This is a genomic window from Formosa sp. Hel1_33_131 (genome assembly GCF_001735745.1).
Lineage (GTDB): Bacteria > Bacteroidota > Bacteroidia > Flavobacteriales > Flavobacteriaceae > Hel1-33-131.
Genome location: NZ_CP017260.1, coordinates 2,018,981 through 2,043,751, shown reverse-complemented (window position 1 = coordinate 2,043,751; position 24,771 = coordinate 2,018,981). Strand labels below are relative to the sequence as shown.

Here is a 24,771-nt window from a genome sequence, read left to right as displayed (position 1 = left end):
AGGTAGTATCGAACAAAACAGTGCATATCAAGTCGCTACAACGTAATTTGATACTATTTTTTGTCTTTTTAATTAATCGCATCAAAGATGCATAAATTCAAAAACCAGAACGTCACTGCGTATAGCACGGCGTTACCACACATACAAACAGACAAGCTATATGGATAACAAACATTTTCAGAAAGAAGATAATTTATTAAACGATTTAATTAGCATTAAAAACGTTTTTAATTTGAATTCCTTTAAAAAACAAAAAATTGATGATTCAATAATTAAGAAATACTATAAATATAGTAGCTTAGCCTTCAGTCTCTTTCATTCAAAAGAAGGGTCTGTTCATATGGCTATAAATTATGATGGAATTTATAATATTGAAGGGTATTATACACAAGCAGTTGAAATTAGTCACTTAGTAAAAAAAAATAATAAAGTTCTAGAACTTGGGTGCGGAAAAGGATTTAACTCGAAAATATTAGCAGAAAAGCACAACTTTTCTAAGTTTTATGGTATTGATATTTCAGAAACACAGCTAAATTATGCGAAGAAAAAAGAGAAACAATTTGATAATTTAAATTTTAATTATGGAAGTTTTCAAGATATTCCATTTAATGATAATTCCTTTGATATAGTTTTTGCAGTGGAAACTCTTTGTCATTCTGAAAATATAGAAATTTTGATGAAAGAAGTTAACAGAATTCTTAAAAAAGGAGGTAAGTTTATTATCTATGATGCTTTTAGAGTTACAGATATTGAAGGTAAGAGTCATTTAATGAAAGAAAGTGTGTCATTATGTGAAAAAGCTCTCGCTGTAAATAAATTTCATAAGATTTCATATTGGATAGAAGTCTCTAAAATAAAAGGTTTTGAAATAAACACCAATGAAGATAAATCATTAGCAATTATGCCAAATCTTAAAAGACTTTATAAAGGTTCTAAAAAATATTTGAAAAATAAATTTTTAGCTAAAATGATTCTTTTATGCCTGCCTTCTTATTTGGTTAGAAATTCTATTTCTGGAATTATAATGCCCTATACAATTATGAAAAAAACACATAGTTATAACAAAATAATAATGACTAAGACGTGTGATAACAACGGTAACCGTTGTACAAGTCCTCTAAAAAAGTGAAAAATCTTCCTTTTCAAGTCGATGTATGAGATGCCTTACTAAAAAATGAGTGTACTGTATTGTTTTTTCGAAGGGCTTACGCTAGACCAAAACACCTTTATAAAGAGGGGTATTTCTAAAAAAAACAAAAGCAAGTGATTTTGCCTCACTTCTTACCAGTTTCTGAGTGAGCGTTCCAAAAACAGGTTCTACGGTGCTTTGACGTTTTCGCTTCATATAACGTCCTTGTTTGCTGTGCACTCGGGCATTGTTTCGCTCATATTCGTGATGCCTTTAACTCAAAACCCAAAACGTCGCGGCGTATAACGCGGCGTTAGCACCAAATAAGTCAAAATCAAATAAAGATGAAAGTAACAGCCGAAAAAAATGAAAAAGTTGCAAAAATGATATTTGCATCTATTTATCCACTTTACCTGAATAGATTGGTAAAAAATGGAAGAACCAAGGATGAACTAAACCAAGTAATCGAATGGTTAACTGGATTTGATGAAGGTAAATTACAAGCACTTATCGACGATAAAGTAACTTTTAGAACATTTTTTCAAAAAGCTAAAATACATCCAAACGCACACTTGATTAAAGGAGTCGTTTGTGGGTATCGAATTGAAGAAATAGAGGATGAATTTGAATTGTATAAACAATGCAGACGTATGGAAAAGCTAATTGATGAATTGGCAAAAGGTAGAAAGATGGAAAAAATTTTAAGGCAATAATCAAAATCGGAATTATGGCCAAAACAAAGACAACTTACACAGGAGAAAACGTCACTGATTTCATAAACTCATACGTTGATAACGAACAGAAAAAAGTGGATAGTTTTCGTTTGATCGAATTGATGCAGGAATGGTCTAATGCTGAACCCAAAATGTGGGGGCCGACAATTATCGGATTCGACAACTACCATTACAAATATGCAAGCGGACACGAAGGCGATGCGCCAGTTCTTGGATTTTCACCGAGAAAAGTAGCGTTCTCGCTCTACGTTTATTCTGATACAAAAAAAAGTGAATTATTATTAGCTGAACTCGGTAAATTCAAAATGGGAAAGGCTTGTGTTTATGTGAAAAGACTTTCTGACATCAATATTTCGGTTTTAAAAGAACTCTGCATAGAATCAATTAAATACATTAACGAGCATCACGAATGTTCTTGCAGAATAAAACAAACCAGTTAACGCCCGTTCATGCACGAAATCGAAGATTCGACGAAGTCTATCCCTTCGTGTGACACCAATTTCTTGCAAAGTTTGACTGCGTCGAATCTTCGATTTCCCGACTTAGCGAAATACCCCCTACAACGTTCCTTCCGTAACAGGCAATTTATAAATCACCCCTTCTGAAAAATTCATAACGCGTTCGCCGTCGGCAGTGTAAGCATTAAAATAAAAAGTACCTGTAACGGTTCCTGTGACTGTATTTAGTTCGTCAATAATGATCGCACCATCACTCACATACACAATGCTTGCATTGCCGTTATTGTTGGTGGAATATGAAAATTCATCTTCAGAATACGTCACTAAAGCCGTGGTATTTTCCCCTAAAGGAAACGTTCCTAAAGCCACAGTAGGGATTTGAAGCGTCATGGTTCCATACCCATCCGATCCCGTGAATGTAAGTGTACCATCGGCAGCTACCACCACTGTAGATGCGGAAGACCGCCATGTGAAATCACCGTTTTTTAAACCTTGCAAAGCAGGTAAACTCGATTGGATATTATCTTGACACCCAAAAAGGGTCAATACTATAAGTAGGGACATGAGGAGTTTTTTCATAACTAAAGTTCTTTTTTAAAAAGGGACAGAATTCATCAATAATCGGTCACTTTGATATCTGGATTCAAAAGTATAAAAAAAATAAACAAAAGATTGTAGAAAGTAAAAATATAGTATATTTGCGCTCTCATTAATAACCGAGGTCGAGAACCTCACAAATTAATTATTATGCCAGTAAAAATTAGATTACAAAGACACGGTAAAAAAGGAAAACCTTTTTACTGGATCGTAGCAGCCGATGCTCGTTCAAAAAGAGATGGTAAATACCTTGAGAAATTAGGAACTTACAATCCAAACTTCAACCCTGCACAAATTGAACTTGATATTGACGGGACTGTAAAATGGCTTCAAAATGGAGCACAACCTACAGATACTGCAAAGTCAATTTTATCTTACAGAGGTGCAATGTTGAAAAATCACCTTGTTGGTGGTGTTCGTAAAGGCGCTTTAACTGAAGAGCAAGCAGAAGCTAAGTTTCAAGCTTGGGTAGATGATAAAACATCTAAAGTAGATGCTAAGAAAAGTGATTTAGAAAAAGCTAAAGACGCTGAAGTTACTAGAATATTTGAAGCTGAAAAAGCAACCAATGAAGCACGTATTGCTGCTGCTGCACCTGTTGTAGAAGAAGTAATTGAAGAAGCGGCTCCTATTGTTGAAGAAGCTGCACCTGAAGTTGTTGCCGAGGAAGCTCCAGCTGTTGAGGCTGCTGCTGAAGAAGCTCCAGCTGTTGAAGTGGCTCCTGCAACTGAAGAAGCGACTCCAGAAGCACCAGCTACTGAAGAAAAATAAAAAAATAAAATTTTTTTATACCTTTAAAACCTGGCAATTTTTGTCAGGTTTTTTTTATGCATTAAATCATGACAAAAGAAGACTGTTTTTATTTAGGGAAAATCGTGAAAAAGTATAGTTTCAAAGGAGAACTCCTCGCAAAACTAGACACCGATCAACCCGACATTTACGAAAACTTAGATGCTATTTTCATCGAAGTGAATGGAACTTTGATTCCTTTTTTTATTGAAAAATCGCAACTGCATAAATCGGATTTACTCCGACTTAAGTTTGACGACGTTACTAACGAAGCCGACGCAGATGCCTTAATGAAATGCGATCTCTACTTGCCTTTAGATTTGCTACCAAAACTGGACGGCACGAAGTTTTATTTTCATGAAATTATTGGCTATCAATTGAACGATGAGAGTTTTGGGCCTGTAGGCACCGTCAAAGGTGTGAATGATTCTACCTCTCAAGCCTTGTTTGAAGTGGACCGAGAAGGGATTGAAATCTTGATTCCTATGAATGACGATTTTATTAAAAACCTAGATCGCGAAGCCAAAACAATTACGGTCAACACCCCTCCGGGTTTGATTGAATTATACTTAGAATAATGTCGAAGCCCTTTCGATTCAAACAGTTCAGCGTTTCACAAGAATACTGTGCGATGAAAATTGGGACGGATTCCGTCTTATTAGGTGCTTGGGCACGTTTGGACTCACAACCCAATTCCATCTTAGATATTGGTGCTGGTACAGGCGTTTTAGCATTGATGCTGGCACAACGAAGCGGAGCCGAACTTATCGACGCAATCGAAATTGACGATGCCGCCTACGAGCAATGTGTTGGAAATTTTGAAGCCTCCGATTGGGGCGATCGTTTGTTTTGTTACCATGCATCACTGGATGAATTTACAGAAGAAATCGAAGATCAATATGACTTGATTATTTCAAACCCACCTTTCTATACAGACACCTTTAAAACAGAAAATGAGGAACGCAACAAGGCACGTTTTGAAGATGCCATGCCTTTCACTGAACTTCTAAAATCGGTTTCTAAATTACTATCCCCTACGGGACAGTTCAATCTGGTGATTCCGTTTAGTGAAGAAAATTCGTTTATTGAGTTGGCAGCAAAAGAAGGTTTATACCCCTCTCATATCTTACAAGTCAGAGGACAAGAATCAAGCCCTGTAAAGCGCAGTTTGATTTGTTTTACGTTTGAAAAACAAACCATCAAAACACAGGAACTCATTATTGAGATCGCCCGTCATCAGTACACAAAAGAATATACCAATCTGACCAAAGATTTTTATTTAAAATTGTAGAATTTTCAAGTGGAATAAGTATTTTTGTATATATATTATCTAATTCTCATTTTTGAATATCTAAAATTGAATTAAAAACAAAAAGTACCGATGAAAGCAGATTTATTTGAAGCACCTGACTATTACAATATAGATGATTTATTATCTGAAGAGCACAAACTCGTAAGAAGTGCAGCTCGTGACTGGGTCAAAAGAGATGTCTCTCCTATTATAGAAGAGTATGCGCAACGCGCAGAATTTCCAACTCAGATTATTGGAGGTTTAGCAGAAATTGGTGCCTTTGGACCTTACATCCCCACAGAATATGGTGGTGCAGGCTTGGATCAAATTTCTTATGGATTGATCATGCAAGAAATCGAACGTGGTGATTCTGGTGTACGAAGTACCGCATCCGTGCAATCGTCCTTAGTCATGTATCCTATCTGGAAATATGGAAATGAAGAACAGCGTCAAAAATATTTGCCAAAACTTGCAAGTGGCGAGTGGATTGGTTGTTTTGGATTGACGGAACCCGATCACGGAAGTAACCCTGGCGGAATGACCACTAATTTTAAAGATATGGGCGACCATTATCTTTTAAATGGTGCGAAGATGTGGATTTCAAACTCTCCAATTGCGAACGTCGCAGTTGTCTGGGCAAAAAATGAAGAAGGCCGTATTCACGGACTGATTGTAGAACGGGATATGGAAGGGTTTACAACTCCTGAAACGCACAACAAATGGTCGTTACGTGCAAGCTCAACAGGCGAGCTTATTTTTGATAATGTTAAAATTCCAAAAGAAAACTTATTACCTAATAAATCTGGACTCGGCGCACCACTCGGTTGCTTGGATTCAGCGCGTTACGGAATCGCTTGGGGTGCCATTGGTGCCGCAATGGACTGTTACGATACCGCTTTAAGATATAGCAAAGAACGCATTCAATTTGGCAAACCAATTGGTCAATTTCAGTTGCAACAAAAGAAACTTTCGGAGATGATTACCGAAATTACCAAAGCACAATTATTAACATGGCGTTTGGGCGTATTGAGAAATGAAGACCGTGCAACGACCGCACAAATCTCAATGGCAAAACGAAACAATGTGGACATGGCTATAAAAATTGCACGCGAAGCCCGACAAATGTTAGGCGGCATGGGCATTAGCGGCGAATACAGTATTATGCGTCATTCTATGAACCTAGAAAGTGTGATCACTTATGAAGGGACACATGATATCCATTTATTAATCACAGGATTTGACATCACAGGTTTGAATGCCTTTAAATAAATTTATTTTTATAAATATGCGTCTAAAAACAATTGTACTCACACTGATAGTAGGACTTGCGTTTTTGGGATGTAATTCATGTACGGACTCCCCCACCCCTGCTGAGAGTTCTGACCCAGAAATTCAAACTCCAGCGGATCCCCAAAACTTCAAACTCATTGCGCTTGGCGACAGTTATACCATTGGGCAAAGTGTTTGTGAAAGCTGTCGGTTTCCAGCACAGTTAAAAGACAGTTTACAAGAACGCTTTACAGTACTTGATACTTTTAATCTTGAAATCATAGCACAAACAGGTTGGACTACCAGCAACCTGAAAAACGCCATTTCTACAGCTGAACCTCCAACTGATTTTGATTTGGCCACGCTTTTGATAGGCGTTAATAATCAATATCAAAACAAACCGTTTGAACTTTACGAAACTGAATTTGTAGAACTTGTGACTACCGCCATTTCACTCATTGGAGGCGATGCTTCAAAACTAATAGTAGTCTCGATTCCAGATTATGCATACACGCCATTCGGTCAAGGCAGCAACGCCCTAAACATTAGCACTCAACTCGAATTGTACAACTCATTTGCACAAACCTATTGTACGGACAACAACTTAAAATACGTGTACATCACTGATATTACGCAGGAAGGATTGAACAATCCAGCACTGGTTGCTTCAGATAACCTACATCCCTCAGCACTTGCTTATACCAAATTCGTAGAGCGGATTTTGCCCTTAGCATTGGATATTTTAGAATAAATTTTGTTTGAAAAACGAGAGTTAATCTTCGGGAGCTAACTCAATTTCAAGACCTTCCATTTCTGGGGTGATTTGAATCTGGCATCCCAAACGGCTGTTCGGTTTAACATTAAAAGCTTCACTTAGCATGGCTTCTTCTTCATCTTGCATTTCACGAAGGGAATGCTCCGTTAAAACATAGCATTGGCAAGAGGCGCACATCGCCATCCCTCCACAAATTCCGATAGTGCCTTCAGGCGCTAATTCATACAACCGAACCACTTCCATCAAGTTTAAAGCCATATCAACTGGGGCGGCGATTTCATGTAATTGTCCATCACGATCTGTGATTTTTATTTGTACATCTTGATCCATTAATTTATTGATTTTACAACGGCTTTTGGGGCTTCTTTACGAGTCCCATCAAAACCATCAATTCCACTTACAGTGGTGTATTTTAAAACATAGCGCTTCCCAGGGTTTATAATCTGATAAGCTGCCTGACACATGAGGGTGGCCTCGTGGAAACCACAGAGGATAAGTTTTAGTTTTCCGGGGTAGGTATTGACATCTCCTATAGCAAAAACACCCGGTATATTTGTTTGATAATCAAGGGCATTATTCACCTTGATTGCATTTTTTTCAATTTCTAAACCCCAATCGCCAATAGGTCCCAATTTTGGAGACAGTCCAAATAAGGGGATAAAGCTATCCGTTTCTATTCGGATAGGCGCTTCTCCAGACTTGGTTACTTCGATTGCTTCCAGCTGGGTGTCTCCATATAAAGCAGTCACTTCCGCAGGCGTAATCATATTGATCTTAGCTGAATTTTTTAATTCTTGAACTTTATCAACTGAATCTAAAGCCCCTCGGAATTCATTCCGTCGGTGAATTAAAGTGACTTCACTTGCAACCTCACTTAAAAAAATACTCCAATCCAAAGCAGAGTCACCCCCACCCGAAATGACTACTTTTTTATTTCGATAGACTTCAGGGTCTTTGATCATATAAGCGACGCCTTTATCTTCGTAAAACTCTATGTTTTCAAGCTTTGGTTTGCGGGGTTCAAAACTACCAAGCCCCCCTGCAATCGCTACTACGGGCGCCTTGTGTTGCGTTCCTTTGTTAGTGGTGACAACAAAGGAACCATCGGCTTGCTTTTCGATGGTCTCAGCGCGTTCGCCCAACGTAAAACCGGGCTCAAATTGTTTGCATTGCTCCAATAATTTATCGGTGAGATCGCCCGCCAAAATTTCGGGATATGCTGGAATGTCGTATATCGGTTTTTTGGGATAAATTTCAGAACACTGTCCGCCAGCTTGTGGCAAGGCATCAATTAAATGACACTTCATTTTTAGAAGTCCTGCTTCAAACACTGTAAACAACCCTGTAGGCCCTGCACCTATAATTAAAATATCCGTTTCAATCATTTTTTAATCTTCAATATTTATGACCGACTGAATTTGTGGTGCATATTTTTTTATGGTCATTTCAACGCCAGACTTGAGGGTCATTTGATTGACACTGCAAGAAGAACAAGCACCGACTAACTGCACTTTGACCACTTCATCATTTTCGATGGCAATGAGATTGATATTACCGCCATCATTTTCAAGATATGGACGGATTTCATCTAAAGCTTTTTGAACATTTAGTCTAATTTCTTCTGAACTCATAGCCTTTATTTTTTGACCGCAGAACAGCCTGCCATCGTGGTTATTTTAATTGCATCTGTAGGAGGCAATGCTGTATTTCTACGCACTACTTCTTGCGCTACATTTTGAGTGATTGTATTGAAAGCTGCTTCAATAGGAGTGTGCTCTTGCATGGCGGCTGGTCGGCCTAAATCTCCTGCTTCTCTGACACTCTGTACCAAAGGAATTTCTCCTAAAAATGGAATCTTTAAATCTTCGGCCAAATGCTTCGCACCTTCTTTTCCGAATAAAAAATATTTGTTATCCGGCAATTCTTCTGGAGTGAAATAGGCCATATTTTCAATGATTCCTAAAACGGGCACATTGATACTTTCTTGTTGAAACATGGCAACGCCTTTTTTGGCATCGGCAAGTGCCACGGTTTGTGGAGTACTTACCACGACCGCGCCTGTGATTGGTAGGGATTGCATAATACTCAAATGAATGTCTCCTGTTCCCGGAGGTAAATCAATAAGAAGAAAATCCAATTCTCCCCAAGCTGCATCAAAAATCATTTGATTCAATGCTTTTGAAGCCATCGGCCCTCTCCAAACAACCGCTTGATCGGACTTTGTGAAAAATCCTATGGATAAAATTTTAACACCGTAACTTTCAACAGGTTTCATTTTTGATTTTCCATCAACATTGACCGCAAGAGGTTTTTCGTTTTGGACATCAAACATAATAGGAATGGATGGCCCATAAATATCGGCATCTAAAATCCCTACTTTGAATCCCATTTTGGAAAGTGTCACTGCAAGGTTCGAAGTCACGGTCGATTTACCAACGCCTCCTTTTCCAGAAGCAACGGCGACTATATTCTGAATTCCAGGAATGGTCTTCCCTTTGATTTCATTTTTAGGTTGAGTTACTGCTTCCACTTTTACATTCACTTGAATTTTTGCTTTGGCATATACCAACTCATGAATGGTTTTGAGGATGTCAACTTCCGTTCGTTTTTTGGCTTGTAGGCTTGGATTGGAAATGGTGATGTCCACAATGACCTCATCTGCAAAAACCATTATATTTTTGACAGCTTTGCTTTCGATCATATTTTGACCTTCGCCTGGAACTGTGATCGTTTTGAGCGCTTGCTCAATATCTTGTTTGTTAAATTTCAAAGTTTCTAATTTAGATGGATTCTAAAGTACAAATATACAGTGAAATGTTTTAAAACAGAAGTGGATTTTAGGAAATGATACACTATAAAACTAGAGTTCTTTTGCAGGATCCCAAAACACAGCTTCAAATTCTTGAATTTGGTTGTCTATAATCTGTAAGCCTTCGTTTTCTAATAATTGCTGCATCAGGTTGGTGCCTTCAAAATGGTGTTTTCCAGTCAATAGACCTATTCGGTTCACCACTCGATGTGCGGGGACATCTTTCCCGTGAGAAGCCGTCATGGCATAACCAACCATGCGTGCACTTCGCGCAGCCCCAAGGTAAGTGGCAATGGCACCATAACTAGTGACTCGACCATAAGGAATTTGGCGCGCTACCTCGTAACATTTATCAAAAAAATGAGGTTCTGTGTGCATATAAACTAGGGGGTCTTTAGGATGTTTATCAAGGTCGTAATCGAGACGATTGCGGTAATAATTCCAATGCTATAATTCATCCGCTTGGGCGATGTGATTTTTGAACTTTTAATTTTATCAAAAAATAATATGTAAATATAAAGGGCTATAAAAGTTCCTGAAGTTGCGCCTGCAATATAGGATCCTATAGAGAGATTGTCCAATGAAAGTAATTGGTATGACAACAATGTTGTGACGATATACGCTTGATAGGGAATCGGAAATACATTAAGGGCAGACATCAATATACCTTGAAAAAAGCGACTTTTTTTGCTTTTAAAAGTGTCAACTTCTTGGGGGGTTGCATTGCTTTTGGCTAGGAGAAAAAAGTAGATTGAAATTAAAATAAAAAGAACCAATGCAACTCGTTTTAGAACATCAATCACATCGGGGTGTTGGTTCAAGTATTTGGCAAATATCAATGCTAAATAGGTTTGAACGCCTACAATGACACAAACACCAATCGAGAACACAAAGCCTCGGACGTGCCCTTCTTTTAGGCTGATTTTGGCCGCCGACATATTGAGCATTCCGGGAGGAATGACTCCGACAAAAGCGAACGAAAGACCCAAAAGAAATACAATAGATATATCCAAAATTTAATTGATTTTAAATCTAATATACGTAATTGCTTTTTGAGTGGCTAAATACTGGTTTTCATAAAAGGTTTGAATGGCAGTCACTTCTTCGGGGCTGCCTTCTTGGCGGTACACATCGTGGTTGGCATATTGCACCTCATGTCCTTGTCCATGCAAAAGCCCTAAGGTATAGCCGTGCATGAATTCGCTGTCTGTTTTTAGATGCACGATCCCATCATCGTTTAGGATATTTTTATAACGTTTCAAAAACGCATCGTTGGTCATTCTGTGTTTGGTACGCTTGTATTTTATTTGTGGGTCTGGAAATGTAATCCAGATTTCATCGACCTCATTTGTCGCGAACAGTTGTTCTACCAATTCTATTTGCGCACGAATAAAAGCCACATTGGGAAGCTCGTTTTCAATGGCGGTTTTGGCGCCTCTCCAAAATCGGGCGCCTTTAATATCGATTCCAATAAAATTTTTATTGGGATAGCGTTCCGCAAGTCCCACGGTATATTCGCCTTTTCCACATCCGAGTTCTAAGACCAACGGATTGTTGTTTTTAAAAAATTGCTGATTCCATTGTCCCTTAAGCGGATAGACCGCATCGACTAAATCTTCGCGTTTGGGTTGAAATACATTGTGAAATGTATCGTTTTCATTGAATCGTTTGAGTTTATTTTTACTGCCCACTTCTAATAATTTTTGGCAAAAATACGGAAAGTAATCTGGATTACTCGTTTTGTTTTTGAAGTGTAAAGGAGAATTCACTTCCAATCCCAAATTTGCTTTCCACATAGATCTTTTCCTCGTGGGCTTCAATGATGTGTTTTACGATGGACAAGCCAAGACCAGAACCGCCTTCTTCTCGAGAGCCACTTTTATCGACGCGATAAAAACGCTCAAACAGCCGCGTTAAATGGCTACTTTCGACGCCTTCGCCATTATCAGTCACTCGAACAATGAGTTTGTCCGAATTTAAATTTTCTACACTAATTTCGGTGGTACCATTTTGATGTCCGTATTTAATAGAGTTGACCACCAAATTGGTAAGCACCTGCTGGATGCGTTGACGATCGGCAGTCACCAAAATAGGGACTGGATAATTTGTATCTAATAATAAGGAGATGTTTTTCTTTTCTGCTTTAATTTCGAGCAAATCAAACACATTGGTGATGGATTCAATGATGTTGAATGTTTCAAGGGTGAGGTTCGCATCGCCCACTTCTAGTTTGGTAATCATGTCTAAATCCTTCACAATATAGATCAATCGGTCGACGCCTTTATCAGCCCGTTTGAGATATTTATCTCTAATTTTTGGGTCGTCTGCTGCGCCATCAATCAGTGTTGAAATATACCCTTGCACTGTAAAAAGCGGGGTTTTCAGTTCGTGAGACACATTGCCTATAAATTCTTTTCGGTATTCTTCTCGGATTTTTAAGGCCTCTAATTCTAATTTTTTGTTCTTGGCATAGGTGTCAATTTCTTTAGACAAGCTTTCCATATCGGTAGTGATTGGACTGGTATTAAAAGAAGCTGCATCTAAAAGTGTTAGATCTCTGTAGATGTTTTTGATACTATTAAAGACATAAGTTTCAAGTCGTAAATGAAGGATTAGATAAGTCAACATAAACGAACAGAGGAACCAGAATAAAAGAAAAGACGCTTCTACGTGGGAAAAGCTAAACAAAAAAACACCCAATAAGAGCGTTTGTGTAACCGTTATGAACAACGCTGTTAGTATAGAAAATTTATGAGAGTTTTTAATTTTAGTGTCCATCAAGATTGAAACTTATACCCTACTCCTTTGATTGTTTTAAAAGAATCATCTCCAATTTTTTCGCGCAGTTTTCGGATGTGTACATCAATGGTTCGCCCACCAACAACGACTTCATTTCCCCATACTTTATCGAGAATTTCGTCTCTTTTAAATACTTTCCCAGGTTTGGATGCGAGCAAAGATAACAATTCAAATTCTTTTCGTGGCAACACAATTTCGACGCCTTTAGAAATGATTTTATAAGCTTCTCTGTCGATGGTTAAATCACCTATGTTCATCACTTCTGAATTTACTTCGGGCGCAGCATCGTTCAGACGTCTGAGTAACGATTTGATTTTACTGACCAACACTTTTGGTTTGATGGGTTTTGTAATGTAATCATCGGCTCCTGCTTCAAATCCAGCGACTTGGGAATAATCTTCGCCACGCGCGGTTAAAAAAGTGATAATGGTATTTTTTAGTTCGGGAAGGGTTCGGATTTTTTCACAGGCTTCGATGCCATCCATTTCGGGCATCATCACATCCATAATAATCAGATGCGGTTGGTGTTTTTTAGCTTTTTTCACGGCTTCGATACCATTAAAAGCTGTTGAAATGTGATAACCTTCCGCTGATAGATTATAACTTAAAATCTCTAAGATATCTGGCTCATCATCAACCAACAGGATTTTTATAGACGCGTTACTCATTTATTTAAAGTATCATATTTTTTATAAAGATAGGAAAATTACGTGCCGTAACGAAACATATAAATTTAATAACACTTTAGTAACAACATGATAATGTTAATATAACGAACCGAGAATCTCATAAATTGTTGATAATAAATTGTTAAGTAATTAGGAAACTATTTAATATTTGTTTAATCTTTTCTATATTTGAGTCAACAAAATTTAACCAAAAACTTTTTAATTATGAAAAAAATTTACATTTTATTATTAGCGCTTACAATTTCGACCCTGTCTTTTGGGCAAGAAATAATGCTCAACGGCGATTTTGAATCTTGGGACGATGCAAACACTCCAACAAGTTTTACGAAAATAGAGAACACAGAACAAGAAACAGTAGAATTCCACGGAGGTGCTAACTCTGCAAAACATACTGGAGGAACAAAAGATCTTGGACAAACAATTACCGGTATAATTCCTGGTGCTTCTTACACGATCTCACTTTGGTACAAAGTTGCTTCTGGAGATGAGACTACCGCTAGAATTTGGAGTTACTGGAAAGCTGCTGGAGAAAGTATAAATGACAATGCTAGTGAATTACGAGGTCCAAATGATGCTTATTTTAGTAATAATGCTGGTGCATGGACACAGTACACAACCACTGTAACTGCTCCTGCGGCAGCGGACGGTTTCTATTTTGAAGTCAGAACTTACTCTGGTGGTGTCGTTTATTGGGATGATTTCTCAGTATTTAAAGAATCGGTAGCCAATCCTGCTTTATCCATTGTATCTCCAGGATCTGGAGATTATGCTGAAGGTGAAGATGTGGACGTTACTTTAAGTATTCAAAATTTTAATGTCGCTAATGGCACTGGTGATGGACATATTAATTACTCCGTTGATGGCGGTGCTAGTGTGACTCAATATGACACAACCCCTATTGCTTTAACTGGATTGTCTTATGGATCTCACAGTATATCTGTAGAACTTGTGGATAATAGTGATGCTTCACTTTCAACGCCTGTAACTGCAACTTCAACGTTTACTACTTACCAAAGTCAACTACTTCCATTTGTAGAAAGTTTCACATATACAGCAGGAGAAAATTTAGGAGATCAACAAGTTTGGACCAACTACTTTTCTGGTGATGAGGTATTAACAGAAAATGGCAGCCTTTCTTACTTAGGAACTGCAGGGCTTGCAGGTTCAATTTCATTTGATGGTACAGGAAAAGATCCTGTTGTACATTACACTCCTACGAGTACAGGTTCAATATATGCTAGTTTTTTACTTAAAGTGACTGCTTTTGATGCCGCTGCAGTTGATGGGTATTTTGGTGTTTTAAGAACGGATAGCGGAAGTTATATTTCTAGACTTTGGATTTCTCCAACAAGCGCAACTAGCTATAGAATTGGAATCAGTGCTGGTGGTGCTTTAACTCAAGTAGATGCACCTACAACTGATTACGCATTGAACGAAACGATCTTAGTCGTATTTAGTTATGACCTTGATAACAACACTACAAGTGCATGGATAAACAAAGGGGACGAAGTAGAGCCAACTGCTGATATTACTGAAGTTTCAACTTCTACTAACAACACGCTAAGTCAGTTTATGGTTCGTCAGGATTCAGCAACTGAAACACCTTCAATCGTTATGGATGAGTTAAGATTAGGAACTTCATGGGATGATGTTTATAACGTATTATCAACAGAGACTCCTAAGGCTCTAAACGCATTCAACTTGTATCCTAACCCAGCCAAGAGTGGTTTTGTAAACATCTCTTCAACTGGATCGGAAACTGTACAAGCGAATGTATTTGACATTCTTGGAAAACAAGTTCTTAATGCTTCTGTAGCAAATGGACGCTTAAATGTATCAACTCTTAACACAGGAGTTTACATTGTGAAGCTGACACAAGGGGCTGCAACAACTACTAAAAAATTGATTATTCAGTAATCTAAATTTTTTAAATACTTTTAAAGAGCGTTGCCAGTTGGCAACGCTCTTTTTGTTTTAGGTATTTTTTGTTTTAATTATTTATAAATACTTTAAACACTATGTCGAGGTATCTAAACTCAATGGCGCTAAAACCCCATAAGTCACTGATAATAAATTGTTAACGAATTATTAAAAAATTTGAGAATTTGGGATCATTTTTTAATTTCGGGAAATCCTTTTTAAAATCTATCCGCATGAACCAGTTCTACACCCTGATCTTATCACTTATAATGACGACCCTGTCTTTTGGACAAGTGATCAACGAGGTAGATACTGACACTCCTGGGACGGATACTGCTGAGTTTATTGAAATTAAACACACTCCTAACACAGCCCTTGACGGTCTTGTGGTGGTTTTATACAACGGAAGTAACGACTCCAGTTATGCCGCTTATGATTTGGATGGGAAATCTACGGGTGCTAACGGCTTATTTATTCTAGCAAACACTGCTCTTGCTACAGCTTCTGATATTGATTTAGGGACTTCAAATAAGATTCAAAACGGTGCCGATGCCGTCGCCATATATACAGGGAATGCCAGTGATTTCCCAAATGGAACCGCAGTAACTAATGCAAACTTATTGAGTGGTGTTGTATATGATACCGCTGACGCAGATGACACTGGTTTATTGGCTGTTATTGGAGGTGTTCAATACAACGAAAAAGAAAATGCTTCAAGCGTTACCCAATCTGTTCAAAGAAAACCGGATGGCACTTATGAAGTCAAGAATATCACATTCAGACAAGATAATAATGCTACTACTTGTGACTTAAATTTAACAAGCATCAATACCACTTGCGACGCTGTCACTTCAGGGACTGACTCCTATACCGCTAAGGTCGCTTTTATCGGAGGCGGAACGTCTTCCTATACGGTCATGTCGAGTGCTGGGTCTGTCGATTTGACAAGTGGGAACCCAACATCGGATGCAACTGGAACAATTACAATCACAGGCATCAGTGAAGGGGTGGACATTGTGTTAAGCGTTCAAGACGGAGCTATCTGTAATTTGAGTTCTAGTATCTCTTCACCCGTTTGTGTGCCCGCACTCCCCTTACCTATTTCAGAAAACTTTACGTATATTGATGGAAGCCTTGTTGGAAACAGTAGCTGGAAAACGAGCGGAGGTACCGCTAGAGACCTTTTGGTGAACTCTGGAAAAGCAGTCGTACAACACGGGACACCAAGTGAAGATGTTGTACTGCCAATTATAGCTGTTTCGGGTACAATTTATTTTGGATTTGATTTTTCTGTCATTTTTCAAATGGCACCAATATCGGGAGCAGACAATGAGTATTTTGCACTATTGAAAGGCTCTAGCTTCAGAGCTAAAGTGGATATTGTTCCTCCATCCAGCACAGGTGATTTCTCTGTTGGAATTGCAACAGTTGCCAATACAGCAAATTCCGTTTGGGCGACCGATCTTAGTTTTGATACAGACTATAGGATCATTGTAAAATATGACCAAGATCTTAATATTGCAACGCTATGGATTGATGCCGCTTCTGAAGGAGACACGTCTATACTGGGGGAAGATGCTGCAGATCCAGGTACATCAATAAGTTCCTTTGGACTTAGACAATCTGATTCCAGTACAAATGAGGGTGTTTTGATTGATAACTTAAAAATCTCTGAGACTTTTGCAGGAGTAACATTGGCATCAACTAAATTCGAGACAAATGAATTCAACCTATACCCAAACCCCACAAAAGGGAGTTCTGTAAACATAACTTCAAATAACCCTGGAGCCATTCAAGCAACAGTGTTTAATGTCCTTGGAAAGCGAGTCCTTAATGCTTTGGTCGTGAATGATCGCTTGAATGTATCAACGCTTAACAAAGGGATGTACGTTATAAAGCTAACTCAAAATGAAACAAGCAGTACCAAAAAATTGATTATTCAATAATTCATTTTTAAAATAATTTAAAAGAGCGTTGCCCGATGGTAACGCTCTTTAATTTTTAGCTATTTTTGTTTTGGAATATTAATGTACATGAACATCAACAATTCAATTTTCAACATCCAATCCGAAGCCGATTTTAAAGCCATCGCTTTAGACGTGTTCAAATTTCAATTTGAACATAATTCGGTCTATCGCTCGTTTTGTGATTTACTTTATATACACCCAAGTGAAGTCAACTCTGTAGAACAGATTCCCTTTTTACCGATTGAATTTTTCAAAACCCATACCATTGTATCCACTAACAAAGCAGCGGAAGCCACGTTTACAAGCAGTGGCACCACAGGGAGTGTGTTGAGCAAACACCATGTGAGTGATTTGGAGGTTTACAAACAAAGTTTTAGAAGTGGGTTCAAATCGTTTTATGGAAACATTGAAAACTACACTGTATTAGCACTGTTACCTTCTTATTTGGAGCGCGAAGGCTCGTCTTTGGTCTATATGGCTAATGACATGATTGAACAGTCCAAACAGCCTGAAAGTGGATTTTATCTGCACGATTTAGAAGCCCTGAAAAATACCTTAATTGCCCTAGAAGCTAAAGGTCAAAAAACCTTGCTCATGGGGGTTTCTTATGCGTTATTAGATTTGATTGAAGCGCATTCATTCAAATTAAAACACACCATCATCATGGAAACGGGTGGTATGAAAGGCCAACGAAAAGAACTTGTGAAATCGGAATTACATGAAATTTTGAAACAAGGATTTGGCGTGGACAGCATTCATAGCGAATACGGAATGACGGAGTTGTTGTCGCAAGCCTACTCTAAAGGAAATGGTGTTTTTGACACACCACCATGGATGAAAATTCTGACAAGAGATCCAGAAGATGCACTGACCATTCAACCAATTGGAAAATCAGGTGGGGTGAATATTGTTGACTTGGCTAACATCAATTCCTGTGCGTTTATTGCCACTCAAGATTTAGGTAAAATGAAGCCCGATGGCAGTTTTGAAATTTTAGGTCGCTTTGATCAGTCCGACATTAGAGGCTGTAATTTGATGGTGCTTTAAACCACTCGAATGATAAAGGTGCTGCGTTTCCCACGATTGATAATCACATAGGTATCGTTAATCAAATCAGAACTTGAAATCTTATAGTCCTCTCCTACTTTTTCTTTATTCACCGAAATTGAATTTTCTTTTAATGCCCGACGCGCTTCGCCATTGGAGGCTAAAAAATTTGTTTCTGCGGAGAGTGCAGCGATCATATCTAAACCAGATTCTAAAAGTGTTTTTGAAACATCCGCCGTTGGAACGCCTTCAAATACATCTAAAAAAGTGGCTTCATCCAAAGTTTGAATGTCTGCTTTAAACGATTTACTGTATAAAATAGTAGAGGCTTTTTCAGCATTTTCAAAATCAGCTTGACTGTGCACCATCGTAGTGATTTCTTGTGCCAAACGTTTTTGGAGTTGTCTTAAATGGGGTTGTTCTTTATGTGCTTCAATGAGCGATTTAATCTCTTCTTCTTCTAAAAACGTAAATATTTTAATGTATTTTTCGGCATCATCATCACTGGAATTTAACCAATATTGATAAAATTTATAAGGCGAAGTTCGTTTGGCATCTAACCATACATTTCCACCTTCACTTTTTCCAAATTTTGAACCGTCTGATTTTGTGATCAAAGGACAGGTAATTGCAAATCCTTTTCCATTTCCTACACGTCTGATGAGTTCCGTACCTGTGGTAATATTTCCCCATTGGTCGCTACCGCCCATCTGAATGGTACAGTCGTGTGCCTTAAATAAATGAAGGAAATCATAGCCTTGTACCAATTGATAGGTGAACTCTGTAAAACTCATCCCATCGGAACTTTCTGCTGAAATTCTGTTTTTCACAGAATCTTTCGCCATCATGTAGTTGACTGTAATATGCTTTCCTACATCTCTAATAAAAGCTAAAAATGAAAAGTCTTTCATCCAGTCGTAATTATTGACAAGGACGGCGGCATTTTTTTCACCGCTATCAAAATCTAAAAAATGAGCAAGTTGACTTTTTATGGCTTCTTGGTTGTGACGCAGTGTTTTTTCGTCTAGAAAATTTCGTTCCGTCGATTTCCCTGAAGGATCTCCAATCATTCCAGTAGCTCCTCCAACCAAGGCAAATGGCTTGTGTCCACATTGTTGGTAGTGCGCCAACAGCATGATTGGTACAAGGTTTCCTATGTGTAGAGAGTCCGCAGTGGGGTCAAAACCGACATAAGCACTTCTCATTTGTTCTAACAAATGTTCTTCTGCTCCGGGCATAACATCATGGATCATTCCTCTCCAACCTAAGACTTCAATAAAATTACTGGCCATTCTAATAAATTTAATTAAGACAAAGATAACAGATTCATTAGCGACGAGAAAAGAAAAAATAGTAATTTAGTGGTATGATATTAGTCACGGGAGGTACAGGATTGGTCGGAAGTCATTTGTTGTTTGAACTTACAAAGTCTCAACAAAAGATTTGCGCCCTCTATCGTAGCCAAAAAACTATTGAAAAGGTGAAGCACATCTTCTCTTATTACACAGATTCTGTTGATGCTCAGTTTGATAGAATTGAGTGGGTCCAGTCTGATTTAAATGACCTTCCAAAACTTGCTGAAGCTTTTAAAGGCGTAACGCATGTGTACCATTGTGCCGCCTTAATTTCATTTGACCCAAACGATTATTATAAATTACGAGAAACAAATATTTCAGGAACCGCAAACATTGTAAATCTGAGTGTTATTAACGGCATTCAGAAATTGTGCTATGTGAGTTCTGTCGCCACGATGGGGTATGATCCTGTGAAAATAACGGAAGAAACGACATGGAATCCAGAAGACCATCAAAGTGTGTATGCGATTACAAAGTATGAAGCTGAAATGGAAGTTTGGCGTGGTATTCAAGAAGGTGTTCCAAGTGTGATTGTGAACCCTGGCGTGATTTTAGGCCCTGGGTTTTTTCGTTCTGGAAGTGGTGGTTTGTTTAAGCGTGTTTACAAGGGACTTCGCTATGTCACAGAAGGCGTTTCTGGCTATGTGGGTGTCACTGATGTTATAAAAGGAATGGTTTCTTTAATGAATAGCGACCGCAAAAATGAACGTTATATTATGGTTGCAGAGAACCTTTCTTTTTTAGATTTCACAACATTAATTTCAAACGCTTTCAAACTAGCGCCTCCCAAAAAGATAGCGCGTAAATGGATGCTCTCTTTCGCATGGCGACTGGATTGGTTGAAACATAAATTAAGAGGTAAAAAAAGACTCCTTACTAAAAATCTGAGTAAAACTTTAAGGAGTAAAAGCTATTACAGTTCAAATAAATTTTTAGAGTCTGAAACCGAGTTTAAATTTAATCCTATTTCTTCGGTCGTTTCTGAAGTGTGTCAAATTTTTTCGAAGGACGTTTCAGTTTAGATTCAAATTTCATTTGACGCTCACTATTCAAGGGGTCAATTTTAGTTTTCTTACGCTCTCTAATGGAATCCTTAATACGTTTTTTCTCTTCAAGCAGCGCTTCGTATTCCGTTTTTTGAGTTGTTAGTTTCAACTCTAACTTCTCATATATAGATTTATAAGTATCACTTTTAAAGGTGTAATAAGCGTTGCTTTCTGCAAACTGAAGACTGTCAATATTATGTTTTTCATAAACATAGGCTTGAGGGTTATTGATGTTCTTTTGTAGTAATTGTTTATTCACTCCTTTTGCAGAATTGATAAGCACTACATCATATAGTATTTCAACCATTTGATCTTCCGAAATCAAATTAGACGGTTTTTTCATATCTAAGTTTTCACAGGACATAAAAAACAAAATACTGATTGCTAAAAGGACTGTTTTCATCTGTTAAATGTTAAACGCATGGCTGCATTATGGTTTGTAAAATTTGCATTTTCATACACAACCGTCCCGTTGAGGATGGTGTGTGTGACACGAGACTTAAAGGTTGAACCTTCAAAAGGCGACCACCCACATTTGTATAGACAATTATCTTTAGTTACTGTCCAAGGATTGTTTGGGTTCACAAGTACTAAATCGGCAAAATACCCTTCTTTAATATAGCCTCTTTTTTCAATTTGAAATAATATTGCAGGATTATGGCACATTTTCTCCACCATTTTTTCAATCGAGATCCGTCCGTTGTGATGGGCTTCCATCATGGCTACTAGCGCATGTTGTACAAGCGGCCCGCCAGAAGGTGCTTTGGTATAGGTGTTTGATTTTTCTTCAAGGGTATGCGGTGCATGATCGGATGCAATCACATCAATTTTATCGTTCAAAAGGGCTTTCCACAATGCATCTCTATCGTTGGCTGATTTTACGGCAGGATTCCATTTGATAAAAGTGCCTTTTTTGTCATAATCTTCATCTGAAAACCACAGGTGATGTACACAAACCTCAGCGGTGATTTTTTTATCTTTTAGTGGTTTTTTGTTTGAAAACAAAGCCGTTTCTTTTGCTGTTGAAAGATGAAACACGTGCAAGCGAGCCCCTGTTTTTTTTGCCAAGGCAATCGCTTTTGACGATGAAATATAACAGGCTTCTGCACTTCTAATTTCTGGATGACAGTTGATAGGAATGTCTTCGCCATAGCGCTCCAAATAAAGAGCCGTATTTTTTTTGATGGTGTCTTCGTCCTCACAATGAACGGATATCAATAAGTCGGTGCTTTTAAATATTTTTTCTAAAACTTCTGAATTGTCAACAAGCATATTCCCTGTTGAGGATCCTAAGAACAATTTAAGCCCTGCGACTTTAAGCGGATCTACTTTTAATATTTCGTCCAAGTTATCATTCGTGCCACCAAACATAAATGAGTAGTTTGCAGACGATGTATTTGCAGCAATCTGAAACTTGTCTTCTAATTTCTCAATGGTAGTGGCTTGCGGATTGGTGTTTGGCATCTCAATAAAAGAGGTGATCCCGCCTGCAATTGCTGCTCTGGATTCTGTTTCAATCGTGGCTTTGTGTGTCAAACCGGGCTCTCTAAAGTGTACTTGATCGTCAATAACCCCTGGAATAAGATAATTATTTTCTGCATCAATAACCGTGATATTGGAGTTTTTAACACTGATGGAGCTTGAAATTTCTTTGATATATTGATCCTCAATTAACACATCGCCCTCGAAGATCTCACCTTCGTTGACAATACGCGCATTTTTTATGAGTATAGATTTTTTGTGCATTTATGATGTTCCTAAAATTGTTTTTAATCGCATTTTGATGACTCCTAGAATAGCTTCTTTTATGATGCCTTTGTTCAGCTTAGAAACTCCATAGCGTCGGTCGGTAAAGATAATTGGGATTTCTTTGATACTAAAGTTTTTTTTGTACGCAGTATATTTCATTTCAATTTGAAATGCGTAACCAATAAATTTTATAGCCTCCAAATCGATGGTCTCAAGAACCTTTCGTTTGTAACACACAAAACCTGCAGTGGGATCGAGGACTTTCATCCCTGTAATAATGCGAACATAGAGTGAGGCACCATAGGAAAGTAAGACTCTTGCTAAAGGCCAATTGACAACATTCACCCCTTTGATGTAACGCGACCCTACAGCCACATCTGCATTCTGTAACTTACAGGCGTCATAAAGTCGTTGAAGATCCTGAGGGTTGTGAGAAAAATCGGCATCCATCTCAAAAATAAATTCATAGGAACGACTCAAACACCATTTAAATCCTTCAATATAGGCAGTGCCTAATCCCTGTTTTCCACTTCGTTTTAGTAAAAAAAGACGGTCAGCATAAGTACCTTGAAGCGCTTCTACTTTTTGAGCCGTTTGATCTGGTGAATTATCATCTACAACCAACACATGAACCTCTTTATATTGAGAAAACACAGCCGCTAGGATGCCCTCAATATTTTCAATTTCGTTATAGGTAGGTATGATGACAATGGCGTCTTGCATTCAGTAGAAAAATTTTAGCAAAAGTAAGATATTTTTAGCGGACTCTTTTTATAAATATTCTTCATAGATTTGTGTATGCTTAGAGAGGTTCTATTTAACGATTTATATACTACAATTATTGTATTTAGTCTTGCTATTATTGTAAGTGCTAAGCTTTTAAATTTCAATCGATTTACAGACTTTTTAAGACTCTTTGGGAACTCCAATTATTTGAGAATCTATTTCAAGGATCATAAGTTTTTGGATCCTTTTGACATCGTATTGTTTATAAATTTCTGCATCAACGGTTCGCTTATCGGGATACTTACCTACAGGCATTTCGTACAGAATCTAGAAATAGACGCCCTACTGTTTCTAAAACTCGCAGGCATACTAGGAGCTGGAGCACTGCTCAAGATTTTGTTAGAATTAGGAATTGGTTATTTATTTAACATTCCAAAATTGTTTCATAGTTATGTATTTCAACAAATTAGTTTTTTAAACTTTTTGGGGGTTGTGTTACTTCCTCTCAATTCCTTATTAATATTTGGAGTCCCAAACAACCACACATTGTTAGTCCTGATATTGGTGATTTCTGGGTTAATTCTATTGATAGGATTGATAAAATCGATTAAAACGCATCAAAAACTACTTATCAATAATTTATTTTATTTTATTTTGTATCTTTGCACTCTCGAAATTGGGCCATACATACTATTGTGTAAGCTATTTTCGTAAGATATAAATTAACCTTTTAGAGTAATTGATCTATGAAAGTAAAAACAATTTTGGTGTCTCAACCCGAACCAAAAGTAGAAAACTCTCCTTACTTCGATTTGCAAGACAGGCAAAAAGTAAAAATTGATTTCCGTCCCTTTATTCATGTGGAAGGGGTCACAGCTAAAGAAGTGCGATTACAAAAAGTTGATTTTTCAAGTTATACTGCAATCATTATGACGAGCAGAAATGCTATAGATCATTTCTTTAGAGTTGCTGAAGAAATGCGTTTTAAAGTGCCAGATAGCATGAAATATTTCTGCCAATCGGAAGCAGTTGCTTTTTATTTACAAAAATATGTAGTGTATCGTAAGCGTAAAATTTATGTTGGTACACGTAATTTTCAGGACCTTTCTCCACTCATCAAAAAATACAAAGAAGAGAAATTTTTATTACCCTCTTCTGATAAACTAAAACCGATCGTTCCAATAATGCTGAACGAACTTGGAGTGAAGTGGAAACAAGCCGTGTTTTATAATACCGTCATCAGTGATTTATCTGATTTAGCAGATGTGTATTATGACATCTTGGTGTTTTTCAGTCCTTCTGGAATTGATTCTTTATTTCACAACTTTCCAAACTTCAAACAAAATGATACGCGAATCGCTGTGTTTGGCAATACGACCGTAAAAGCGGTTGAAAATAAAGGCCTTCGTGTGGATATTTCTGCACCAACTACCGAAATGCCTTCAATGACAATGGCCTTGAATAAATACATTCAAAACGTTAATAAAAAATAAATTCTTTATCCTTACAATTTTTAAAAACCTGCTCTACGAGTGGGTTTTTTGTTTTTAAGAAGTATTCATTATATCAATTTAAAATAGCAGAAGATTTTTTTTAAGATTTCTTGTTTTGATTTTTTTTCT

29 protein-coding genes are annotated in these 24,771 nt (G+C 37.7%); 14 read left to right on the top strand and 15 right to left on the bottom strand.

Annotated features, from left to right (window positions below; translation table 11 throughout):
- The first annotated feature begins 160 nt into the window (after positions 1–160).
- Entirely contained in the window at positions 161–1,129 is a 969-nt protein-coding gene (locus tag FORMB_RS09440; protein WP_069677213.1) for a class I SAM-dependent methyltransferase, read from the top strand.
- An 81-nt stretch (positions 1,130–1,210) separates the two neighbouring features.
- On the opposite strand, the gene FORMB_RS13275 is transcribed toward FORMB_RS09440, so the two are convergent.
- A complete protein-coding gene (locus FORMB_RS13275; RefSeq protein WP_257784851.1) occupies positions 1,211–1,345 on the bottom strand; it encodes a hypothetical protein in 135 nt (44 codons plus the stop codon).
- Positions 1,346–1,473: 128 nt separating this feature from the next.
- Between FORMB_RS13275 and FORMB_RS09435 the strand changes: the two genes are divergently transcribed.
- Positions 1,474–1,842 (top strand): DUF2200 domain-containing protein, encoded by a 369-nt coding sequence (locus FORMB_RS09435; RefSeq protein WP_069677212.1) that lies wholly within the window; start codon positions 1,474–1,476, stop codon positions 1,840–1,842.
- A gap of 14 nt (positions 1,843–1,856) precedes the next feature.
- A complete protein-coding gene (locus FORMB_RS09430; protein ID WP_069677211.1) occupies positions 1,857–2,303 on the top strand; it encodes a DUF1801 domain-containing protein in 447 nt (148 codons plus the stop codon).
- 117 nt (positions 2,304–2,420) lie between these two features.
- Here the strand turns inward: FORMB_RS09430 and FORMB_RS09425 are convergent, their stop codons facing one another.
- Positions 2,421–2,900, bottom strand: coding sequence for a DUF6252 family protein (locus FORMB_RS09425; RefSeq protein ID WP_069677210.1), 480 nt, complete (start codon positions 2,898–2,900; stop codon positions 2,421–2,423).
- Positions 2,901–3,068: 168 nt separating this feature from the next.
- Between FORMB_RS09425 and FORMB_RS09420 the strand changes: the two genes are divergently transcribed.
- From FORMB_RS09420 to FORMB_RS09400, 5 genes are all read left to right on the top strand, one after another.
- Positions 3,069–3,689, top strand: a complete 621-nt coding sequence (locus tag FORMB_RS09420) for a 30S ribosomal protein S16 (protein WP_069677209.1) — start codon at positions 3,069–3,071, stop codon at positions 3,687–3,689.
- A 68-nt stretch (positions 3,690–3,757) separates the two neighbouring features.
- A complete protein-coding gene (rimM, locus tag FORMB_RS09415; RefSeq protein ID WP_069677208.1) occupies positions 3,758–4,285 on the top strand; it encodes a ribosome maturation factor RimM in 528 nt (175 codons plus the stop codon).
- Positions 4,285–4,998 carry a tRNA1(Val) (adenine(37)-N6)-methyltransferase gene (locus FORMB_RS09410; protein ID WP_069677207.1) on the top strand — a complete coding sequence of 238 codons (714 nt, stop codon included), beginning with the start codon at positions 4,285–4,287 and terminating at the stop codon, positions 4,996–4,998. Before rimM ends, FORMB_RS09410 begins: the two co-directional genes overlap by 1 nt.
- 90 nt (positions 4,999–5,088) lie before the next feature.
- Complete coding sequence (locus FORMB_RS09405) at positions 5,089–6,267, top strand: acyl-CoA dehydrogenase family protein (RefSeq protein WP_069677206.1); 1,179 nt, start codon at positions 5,089–5,091, stop codon at positions 6,265–6,267.
- A 16-nt stretch (positions 6,268–6,283) separates the two neighbouring features.
- Positions 6,284–7,018, top strand: coding sequence for an SGNH/GDSL hydrolase family protein (locus tag FORMB_RS09400; protein WP_069677957.1), 735 nt, complete (start codon positions 6,284–6,286; stop codon positions 7,016–7,018).
- A 21-nt stretch (positions 7,019–7,039) separates the two neighbouring features.
- Here FORMB_RS09400 and FORMB_RS09395 read toward each other — a convergent pair whose 3' ends face one another.
- From FORMB_RS09395 to FORMB_RS09355, 9 genes are all read right to left on the bottom strand, one after another.
- Positions 7,040–7,372, bottom strand: coding sequence for a 2Fe-2S iron-sulfur cluster-binding protein (locus tag FORMB_RS09395; protein WP_069677205.1), 333 nt, complete (start codon positions 7,370–7,372; stop codon positions 7,040–7,042).
- Complete coding sequence (locus tag FORMB_RS09390) at positions 7,372–8,427, bottom strand: NAD(P)/FAD-dependent oxidoreductase (RefSeq protein ID WP_069677204.1); 1,056 nt, start codon at positions 8,425–8,427, stop codon at positions 7,372–7,374. The genes FORMB_RS09395 and FORMB_RS09390 overlap by 1 nt, the downstream gene beginning before the upstream one ends.
- Before the next feature lie 3 nt (positions 8,428–8,430).
- Entirely contained in the window at positions 8,431–8,673 is a 243-nt protein-coding gene (locus tag FORMB_RS09385) for a NifU family protein (RefSeq protein WP_069677203.1), read from the bottom strand.
- A gap of 5 nt (positions 8,674–8,678) precedes the next feature.
- The gene (locus tag FORMB_RS09380; RefSeq protein WP_069677202.1) at positions 8,679–9,812 is read right to left on the bottom strand and encodes an Mrp/NBP35 family ATP-binding protein; all 1,134 of its coding nucleotides are present in this window, start codon (positions 9,810–9,812) and stop codon (positions 8,679–8,681) included.
- Between the two features lie 90 nt (positions 9,813–9,902).
- Positions 9,903–10,229 (bottom strand): MGMT family protein, encoded by a 327-nt coding sequence (locus FORMB_RS09375; RefSeq protein WP_069677201.1) that lies wholly within the window; start codon positions 10,227–10,229, stop codon positions 9,903–9,905.
- Between the two features lie 5 nt (positions 10,230–10,234).
- A complete protein-coding gene (locus tag FORMB_RS09370; RefSeq protein ID WP_069677200.1) occupies positions 10,235–10,864 on the bottom strand; it encodes a LysE family translocator in 630 nt (209 codons plus the stop codon).
- A 3-nt stretch (positions 10,865–10,867) separates the two neighbouring features.
- Positions 10,868–11,542: a tRNA (guanosine(46)-N7)-methyltransferase TrmB gene (gene trmB / locus FORMB_RS09365; protein ID WP_069677956.1), complete on the bottom strand. Its 675-nt coding sequence runs from the start codon at positions 11,540–11,542 to the stop codon at positions 10,868–10,870.
- A 40-nt stretch (positions 11,543–11,582) separates the two neighbouring features.
- Positions 11,583–12,629 carry a sensor histidine kinase gene (locus FORMB_RS09360; protein WP_069677199.1) on the bottom strand — a complete coding sequence of 349 codons (1,047 nt, stop codon included), beginning with the start codon at positions 12,627–12,629 and terminating at the stop codon, positions 11,583–11,585.
- On the bottom strand, positions 12,629–13,318 hold the full coding sequence (locus tag FORMB_RS09355) for a response regulator transcription factor (protein ID WP_069677198.1): 690 nt from the start codon (positions 13,316–13,318) through the stop codon (positions 12,629–12,631). Before FORMB_RS09355 ends, FORMB_RS09360 begins: the two co-directional genes overlap by 1 nt.
- A 225-nt stretch (positions 13,319–13,543) precedes the next feature.
- On the opposite strand from FORMB_RS09355, the gene FORMB_RS09350 reads away from it, so the two are divergent.
- The 3 genes from FORMB_RS09350 to FORMB_RS09340 all read left to right on the top strand — a co-directional run bounded on the left by FORMB_RS09350 (position 13,544) and on the right by FORMB_RS09340 (position 18,273).
- Positions 13,544–15,256, top strand: coding sequence for a T9SS type A sorting domain-containing protein (locus tag FORMB_RS09350; protein ID WP_157498130.1), 1,713 nt, complete (start codon positions 13,544–13,546; stop codon positions 15,254–15,256).
- A gap of 236 nt (positions 15,257–15,492) precedes the next feature.
- Entirely contained in the window at positions 15,493–17,205 is a 1,713-nt protein-coding gene (locus tag FORMB_RS09345) for a T9SS type A sorting domain-containing protein (protein WP_069677196.1), read from the top strand.
- Between the two features lie 87 nt (positions 17,206–17,292).
- The gene (locus tag FORMB_RS09340) at positions 17,293–18,273 is read left to right on the top strand and encodes a LuxE/PaaK family acyltransferase (RefSeq protein WP_197493459.1); all 981 of its coding nucleotides are present in this window, start codon (positions 17,293–17,295) and stop codon (positions 18,271–18,273) included.
- On the opposite strand, the gene tyrS is transcribed toward FORMB_RS09340, so the two are convergent.
- Positions 18,270–19,565 (bottom strand): tyrosine--tRNA ligase, encoded by a 1,296-nt coding sequence (gene tyrS / locus FORMB_RS09335; RefSeq protein WP_069677195.1) that lies wholly within the window; start codon positions 19,563–19,565, stop codon positions 18,270–18,272. The two genes, FORMB_RS09340 and tyrS, sit on opposite strands and share 4 nt — an antisense overlap.
- Positions 19,566–19,639: 74 nt before the next feature.
- On the opposite strand from tyrS, the gene FORMB_RS09330 reads away from it, so the two are divergent.
- Positions 19,640–20,650: an NAD-dependent epimerase/dehydratase family protein gene (locus tag FORMB_RS09330; RefSeq protein ID WP_069677194.1), complete on the top strand. Its 1,011-nt coding sequence runs from the start codon at positions 19,640–19,642 to the stop codon at positions 20,648–20,650.
- On the opposite strand, the gene FORMB_RS09325 is transcribed toward FORMB_RS09330, so the two are convergent.
- Genes FORMB_RS09325 through FORMB_RS09315 form a run of 3 tightly spaced genes read right to left on the bottom strand, consistent with a single transcriptional unit; the run spans position 20,592 to position 23,146 of the window.
- On the bottom strand, positions 20,592–21,077 hold the full coding sequence (locus FORMB_RS09325) for a DUF4296 domain-containing protein (RefSeq protein WP_069677193.1): 486 nt from the start codon (positions 21,075–21,077) through the stop codon (positions 20,592–20,594). The genes FORMB_RS09330 and FORMB_RS09325 overlap by 59 nt on opposite strands.
- Complete coding sequence (locus tag FORMB_RS09320; protein ID WP_069677192.1) at positions 21,074–22,420, bottom strand: dihydroorotase; 1,347 nt, start codon at positions 22,418–22,420, stop codon at positions 21,074–21,076. The genes FORMB_RS09325 and FORMB_RS09320 overlap by 4 nt, the downstream gene beginning before the upstream one ends.
- Positions 22,421–23,146: a polyprenol monophosphomannose synthase gene (locus tag FORMB_RS09315; RefSeq protein WP_069677191.1), complete on the bottom strand. Its 726-nt coding sequence runs from the start codon at positions 23,144–23,146 to the stop codon at positions 22,421–22,423.
- 75 nt (positions 23,147–23,221) lie between these two features.
- Between FORMB_RS09315 and FORMB_RS09310 the strand changes: the two genes are divergently transcribed.
- Together FORMB_RS09310 and FORMB_RS09305 are read left to right on the top strand one after the other, a co-directional pair.
- Positions 23,222–23,863, top strand: a complete 642-nt coding sequence (locus tag FORMB_RS09310) for a DUF4271 domain-containing protein (RefSeq protein WP_069677190.1) — start codon at positions 23,222–23,224, stop codon at positions 23,861–23,863.
- A gap of 32 nt (positions 23,864–23,895) precedes the next feature.
- Complete coding sequence (locus tag FORMB_RS09305; RefSeq protein WP_069677189.1) at positions 23,896–24,642, top strand: uroporphyrinogen-III synthase; 747 nt, start codon at positions 23,896–23,898, stop codon at positions 24,640–24,642.
- The last annotated feature ends 129 nt before the right edge of the window (positions 24,643–24,771 follow it).

What these genes read in the sequence shown, in the direction of transcription:
- FORMB_RS09420 (WP_069677209.1), top strand. Translation starts at nt 3,069, where the DNA reads ATGCCAGTAAAAATTAGATTACAAAGACACGGTAAAAAAGGAAAACCT.
- FORMB_RS09320 (WP_069677192.1), bottom strand. Translation starts at nt 22,420, where the DNA reads ATGCACAAAAAATCTATACTCATAAAAAATGCGCGTATTGTCAACGAA.
- FORMB_RS09355 (WP_069677198.1), bottom strand. Translation starts at nt 13,318, where the DNA reads ATGAGTAACGCGTCTATAAAAATCCTGTTGGTTGATGATGAGCCAGAT.
- FORMB_RS09430 (WP_069677211.1), top strand. Translation starts at nt 1,857, where the DNA reads ATGGCCAAAACAAAGACAACTTACACAGGAGAAAACGTCACTGATTTC.
- tyrS (WP_069677195.1), bottom strand. Translation starts at nt 19,565, where the DNA reads ATGGCCAGTAATTTTATTGAAGTCTTAGGTTGGAGAGGAATGATCCAT.
- FORMB_RS09440 (WP_069677213.1), top strand. Translation starts at nt 161, where the DNA reads ATGGATAACAAACATTTTCAGAAAGAAGATAATTTATTAAACGATTTA.
- FORMB_RS09375 (WP_069677201.1), bottom strand. Translation starts at nt 10,229, where the DNA reads ATGCACACAGAACCTCATTTTTTTGATAAATGTTACGAGGTAGCGCGC.
- rimM (WP_069677208.1), top strand. Translation starts at nt 3,758, where the DNA reads ATGACAAAAGAAGACTGTTTTTATTTAGGGAAAATCGTGAAAAAGTAT.
- FORMB_RS09410 (WP_069677207.1), top strand. Translation starts at nt 4,285, where the DNA reads ATGTCGAAGCCCTTTCGATTCAAACAGTTCAGCGTTTCACAAGAATAC.
- FORMB_RS09395 (WP_069677205.1), bottom strand. Translation starts at nt 7,372, where the DNA reads ATGGATCAAGATGTACAAATAAAAATCACAGATCGTGATGGACAATTA.
- FORMB_RS09350 (WP_157498130.1), top strand. Translation starts at nt 13,544, where the DNA reads ATGAAAAAAATTTACATTTTATTATTAGCGCTTACAATTTCGACCCTG.
- FORMB_RS09310 (WP_069677190.1), top strand. Translation starts at nt 23,222, where the DNA reads ATGCTTAGAGAGGTTCTATTTAACGATTTATATACTACAATTATTGTA.
- FORMB_RS09340 (WP_197493459.1), top strand. Translation starts at nt 17,293, where the DNA reads ATGAACATCAACAATTCAATTTTCAACATCCAATCCGAAGCCGATTTT.
- FORMB_RS09325 (WP_069677193.1), bottom strand. Translation starts at nt 21,077, where the DNA reads ATGAAAACAGTCCTTTTAGCAATCAGTATTTTGTTTTTTATGTCCTGT.
- FORMB_RS09385 (WP_069677203.1), bottom strand. Translation starts at nt 8,673, where the DNA reads ATGAGTTCAGAAGAAATTAGACTAAATGTTCAAAAAGCTTTAGATGAA.
- FORMB_RS09390 (WP_069677204.1), bottom strand. Translation starts at nt 8,427, where the DNA reads ATGATTGAAACGGATATTTTAATTATAGGTGCAGGGCCTACAGGGTTG.
- FORMB_RS09305 (WP_069677189.1), top strand. Translation starts at nt 23,896, where the DNA reads ATGAAAGTAAAAACAATTTTGGTGTCTCAACCCGAACCAAAAGTAGAA.
- FORMB_RS09400 (WP_069677957.1), top strand. Translation starts at nt 6,284, where the DNA reads ATGCGTCTAAAAACAATTGTACTCACACTGATAGTAGGACTTGCGTTT.
- FORMB_RS09345 (WP_069677196.1), top strand. Translation starts at nt 15,493, where the DNA reads ATGAACCAGTTCTACACCCTGATCTTATCACTTATAATGACGACCCTG.
- FORMB_RS09315 (WP_069677191.1), bottom strand. Translation starts at nt 23,146, where the DNA reads ATGCAAGACGCCATTGTCATCATACCTACCTATAACGAAATTGAAAAT.
- FORMB_RS09425 (WP_069677210.1), bottom strand. Translation starts at nt 2,900, where the DNA reads ATGAAAAAACTCCTCATGTCCCTACTTATAGTATTGACCCTTTTTGGG.
- FORMB_RS09435 (WP_069677212.1), top strand. Translation starts at nt 1,474, where the DNA reads ATGAAAGTAACAGCCGAAAAAAATGAAAAAGTTGCAAAAATGATATTT.
- FORMB_RS13275 (WP_257784851.1), bottom strand. Translation starts at nt 1,345, where the DNA reads ATGAAGCGAAAACGTCAAAGCACCGTAGAACCTGTTTTTGGAACGCTC.
- FORMB_RS09330 (WP_069677194.1), top strand. Translation starts at nt 19,640, where the DNA reads ATGATATTAGTCACGGGAGGTACAGGATTGGTCGGAAGTCATTTGTTG.
- FORMB_RS09360 (WP_069677199.1), bottom strand. Translation starts at nt 12,629, where the DNA reads ATGGACACTAAAATTAAAAACTCTCATAAATTTTCTATACTAACAGCG.
- FORMB_RS09405 (WP_069677206.1), top strand. Translation starts at nt 5,089, where the DNA reads ATGAAAGCAGATTTATTTGAAGCACCTGACTATTACAATATAGATGAT.